General features: G+C 39.0%; 2 protein-coding genes and 3 pseudogenes. 1 reads left to right on the top strand and 4 read right to left on the bottom strand.

Features of this window, described 5'->3' with window-relative positions:
* A pseudogene (locus tag HMPREF2732_RS09870) lies at positions 1–418 on the bottom strand (hypothetical protein); the annotation flags it as partial.
* Positions 419–674: 256 nt separating this feature from the next.
* Between HMPREF2732_RS09870 and purT the strand changes: the two are divergent.
* Positions 675–815 (top strand): annotated as a pseudogene (gene purT, locus HMPREF2732_RS05890) (phosphoribosylglycinamide formyltransferase 2); the annotation flags it as partial.
* Positions 816–1,011: 196 nt separating this feature from the next.
* Here the strand turns inward: purT and HMPREF2732_RS05885 are convergent.
* The 3 genes and pseudogenes from HMPREF2732_RS05885 to HMPREF2732_RS10005 all read right to left on the bottom strand — a co-directional run.
* Positions 1,012–1,209, bottom strand: a complete 198-nt coding sequence (locus tag HMPREF2732_RS05885; RefSeq protein ID WP_049384009.1) for a hypothetical protein — start codon at positions 1,207–1,209, stop codon at positions 1,012–1,014.
* Complete coding sequence (locus HMPREF2732_RS10010) at positions 1,209–2,279, bottom strand: VENN motif pre-toxin domain-containing protein (protein WP_290915887.1); 1,071 nt, start codon at positions 2,277–2,279, stop codon at positions 1,209–1,211. The genes HMPREF2732_RS05885 and HMPREF2732_RS10010 overlap by 1 nt, the downstream gene beginning before the upstream one ends.
* A 333-nt stretch (positions 2,280–2,612) precedes the next feature.
* Positions 2,613–3,715: pseudogene (locus HMPREF2732_RS10005) on the bottom strand (hemagglutinin repeat-containing protein); the annotation flags it as partial.
* Positions 3,716–3,893: the final 178 nt, after the last annotated feature.

Here is a 3,893-nt window from a genome sequence, read left to right as displayed (position 1 = left end):
CTACCGCGCCCCAAAGTGCATGAGCAGTCAAATTAAGAGCCGTATTCACATTGCCTTTTGCATCTGTCGTCGCTTTCTTAATTTGATTATTTACCGCAGGTGATAATCCTGAAGCCACCACCTCCGCTGCCGGTCTGCCGGCTAAAGCGGTGCTGATAACATTTAATGCTGAATCAATGACAAGACGTTGACTTCCACCCGTTTCCCATTCTTTGGCTTCGCGACTCGCTGTCTCAAAATTATCTCGTGCTTGTTTGACTAAAGCTTGGTTAATTTCGTTGTTGTTTTCTGCCTTGGCTTTTTCTGCTTCTTCTAACGCAATTGCGGCTTCATGACGTTTCGCTTTCGCTTCTTCACCAAATTTATTAGCAAGCAAACTCCCTGCTTCTGCGACATTTGGTCCAAATTTCTCTGTCACCTCACGTTGGAAATCGAGCTCTTTTTGAACATCATCTTTATTAAAACGGTTCTCTAATTTGCCACTTTGACTTGGTGCACTCTCTGTAGTGATATCGGTTTTAATCGCAGCAATTTCTTCTTGTACCGTTTTGCCTGTACGTTTTAATTGCTCTGCTTCATCTTTAATAATGATATTTTGTGTATTAATACCACTTTTTGTTGTGCTAGATTGGCTATCTTAATCTTTACTATACACCAATGCTGGCTTTAGGTTTAATAGTAATATTCGTATTTTCTGCAAAGGCGAAGTGAATGGCCATCGCCGTTTAGGTGTGTTACTTGCCCGTGATATTTCCGTAGAAAAAGCATTGGAAAAAGTAGAACGTGCTTACGCGAAGTTGGATGTGAAATTATAAAATTTACTTAACATAAGCATCTTTGAAAATACAAAAAGCGCGGTTAATTTTTGAGAGGTTTTAAAACTCTTTGAAAATTGACCGCACTTTTATATCAGTGGTTTAAAATTATATGCCTTTCAAATAACTTGCAAGCTTCTAGAAAGCTGAAAGCTAAGATCTTGATATTTTTGACATACTTTTTGAAATATCTCTCTTATTTCCTCCTAGATATTAAAAAATGTATAGGTAAAATAATAAAATGCAGTTTTAGGGACATCATAAAAGCTTTCTCAATTAATAAATCATAATGGATATTTTTTATCCCCACATCCATTTGACCATACAACAATGCAATAAAAAATAAAATAACGGCTCCAAAGAAAGATAGTAAAGTTAAAATAATATTCTTCATTACTTACTCCCCTCTTTCTCATTACTACTATCGCTATATATTTTTTTCATCTCATCTGAGGCTATAGAACTACCCACTACATTAAAGAATATTCTAGGTACTCCATCAAATTTAGAATATTTACCTAAAGTAAACTCTGACAACAATCCATAACCAGCCCCTGTTGCGGAACCTATCATTTCAGTTTTTATCTGTTTATCAGTTGCTCCAACTTTATTTACCTCATACATTAAATCAACAGCTGGGCTTACAAAAAATTGCTCTACAGGTCCCAATTTAGACATTACCGGTGCTTTTAAAATATCCTTGCCAGTACTATAAACATCATTTAAAAGTTCTTCTTTATTTTTATACTGCCCATCATAAGTCTTATAAGATATCTTGCCAGCATTATATCCTCCTGTCACTACCATTTCTGCAGCAACAGGATTTCTAGCTGAAAGTACTGCTGTCTCTTGTAAATATCCAGCAGCCTTAGGAATAACTCTAACAGCAGCGACGCCACCTCCTGCGGCTAACGCACCAATCGCAAAAGATTGAGCTTGTTTACCGACATAACTATCCCAAAATTTAATTTCATCTGATAGATATTTTGTTAACGCAGAGTCATTTCTTTTGATTTCTTTAGAAAAATCCCAGTTATATAAATCAGATACAGGAACATTCCACGATCTTGCGATTTTATGTAATTCAACAGCTAAATAATTCTTTTGCGCCTCCGTTAATTGGCTAGGATCTTTTTGGTTTAGGCGAATTAAAAAATTAATGTAAGAATCTTTTTTCAATAATTCTCCGCCTCTATTTTTTTCTTTCTGTTTTAACTCTTTTGCTTTTTCAAACTTTTCTGAAATATTGAAAAGTTCTTCATCTTCATTTTTAGAAAGAAGATTATTCTCCACCGCATTCTTAGCCGTAGTTAGTCCTACACCAATTCCTTGACTACTATTTGCTGCCGCTCCACCCACTAAAGCACCGGCTGCTTGGCTAACAGAAGATACGACCTCTTTCTCTTCTCGATTAAGTTGATTTGGCTTTTTACCATAAAGCTCTTTTGCAATTACATCAGCCATCACCTCACCCGCTAAAGCACCGCCAGCTCCCGCTGCTGCATTTTGATTTGCGGAGTAAGCTTCCACCGCGCCCCAAACTGCATGGGCAACCTTATTAGCCATAGGGCTACCCTCAGTGGCTAGCTTAATTTGATGATTTATTTCTGGCGAAAGTGCGGAGGTAACAATACCACCAGCCGGCAAACCACCTAATGCAGCAGAAATCGCATTCATTGCGCCATCAATTTTTCGCTTATATTTTCCTCCAGTTTGCCACTTGTCCGCTTCATTATTAGCCGTTATCAGATTTTGATTTGCGGTATTTAATGCAGCTTCATTTTCTTTGCTTGGGTTAGCTTTATACACACGGTCAGCCGCTTCTTGAGCAGCTTGTGCTTCACGTTGTTTGGCAACCGCTTCTTCACCTAATTTATTTGCAATTGCATTCCCAGCAGCACTCGCAGTTTGAACAAATCCTTTTGTTGCCTCCACCTGTATATTAAGTTCTTTTTGTAAAGCATTCTTATCAAAACGATTTTCTAATTTACCACTTTGACTTTCTGCATTATCAGTATTGATATCTGTTTTAATTGCTGCAAGGGTCTCGGTGATGGATTTCCCTGTACGTGCTTGTTGTGCGTTTTCATTGCGGATTTCAATATTTTGAGTATTGATACCGCTTTTAGTCACACTATCTTGATTATCACTTTCGCGACCATAACCCACACCGCCAGAAATACCATTTTTCTCTTGACCAGTCCATCCGCCTTTTGTGTCGAGGTGATAAGACCGCCTTTTAAATCCGTATGGTTGACGTTGATGTCATACCCCTCATCCCCTGCATAGATGCCGGCTTGTTCATTCACACTCGCGTGGTCGGCATGGATGTTTGACTTGTTGAAACTACCTCCAACGGATGCGCCATAACCCACCGTCACACTCCCACTTCCGTTCATTTGTTTGCCTTTGTATGTGGCAGTGTCTTGCAAGCTTTCGATATTGAGGTTTTGAGCATTGACTTCTACACGTTTGCCTTTTACTTGGCTACCGATGAGATTCGCATCACCACCGGCTTGAATCACGGTTTTACTTTGGCTATCACCTACATGGCTAGCCACATAAGTGGTTTCATCTCCATTGCCATAGCCTTTTCCGTAATTACCGCCTAAAGTAGCCCCAACAGCCGTACCATTGCTCACTTTCATCGCCACCCCCGCATTAAAGCCGCTCGATTTATTGGTGCTGCGCTCTTGATGGTTTTGTTCCGCGGCCTCGATATTTACTTGATTACCTGCAATCAAAGTCGTGCCTTGTTTGCCTGAGATATCCGAACCTTTAATATTAATGTTTGAATCCTTTCCTGCACCCGTTGCCACAATATTCACCTTGCCACCCGCATTAACTTGAGATTTGGCTGCGGTTTTTCCTTCAGTATGAGTACGTGATTCGCTCTTTTTAAGCTATAAATAAAACTTATAATATTGCACAAATATTTTGCTTAAAAACTCTACAAAGTCTATATTTAAAACACAAAAAGTGCGGTCAATATTCAAGAGATTTTAAAATTCACTGAAAATTGACCGCACTTTTAAGCACCTTTGTTAATTACTGCCAAGGCTTAGCATCAGGCTTGCT

The sequence above is a fragment of the Haemophilus sp. HMSC061E01 genome (assembly GCF_001810345.1).
Lineage (GTDB): Bacteria > Pseudomonadota > Gammaproteobacteria > Enterobacterales > Pasteurellaceae > Haemophilus_D.
The sequence above is the reverse complement of the archived record's forward strand: the minus strand, read 5'-3'. Positions and strand labels throughout refer to the sequence as shown.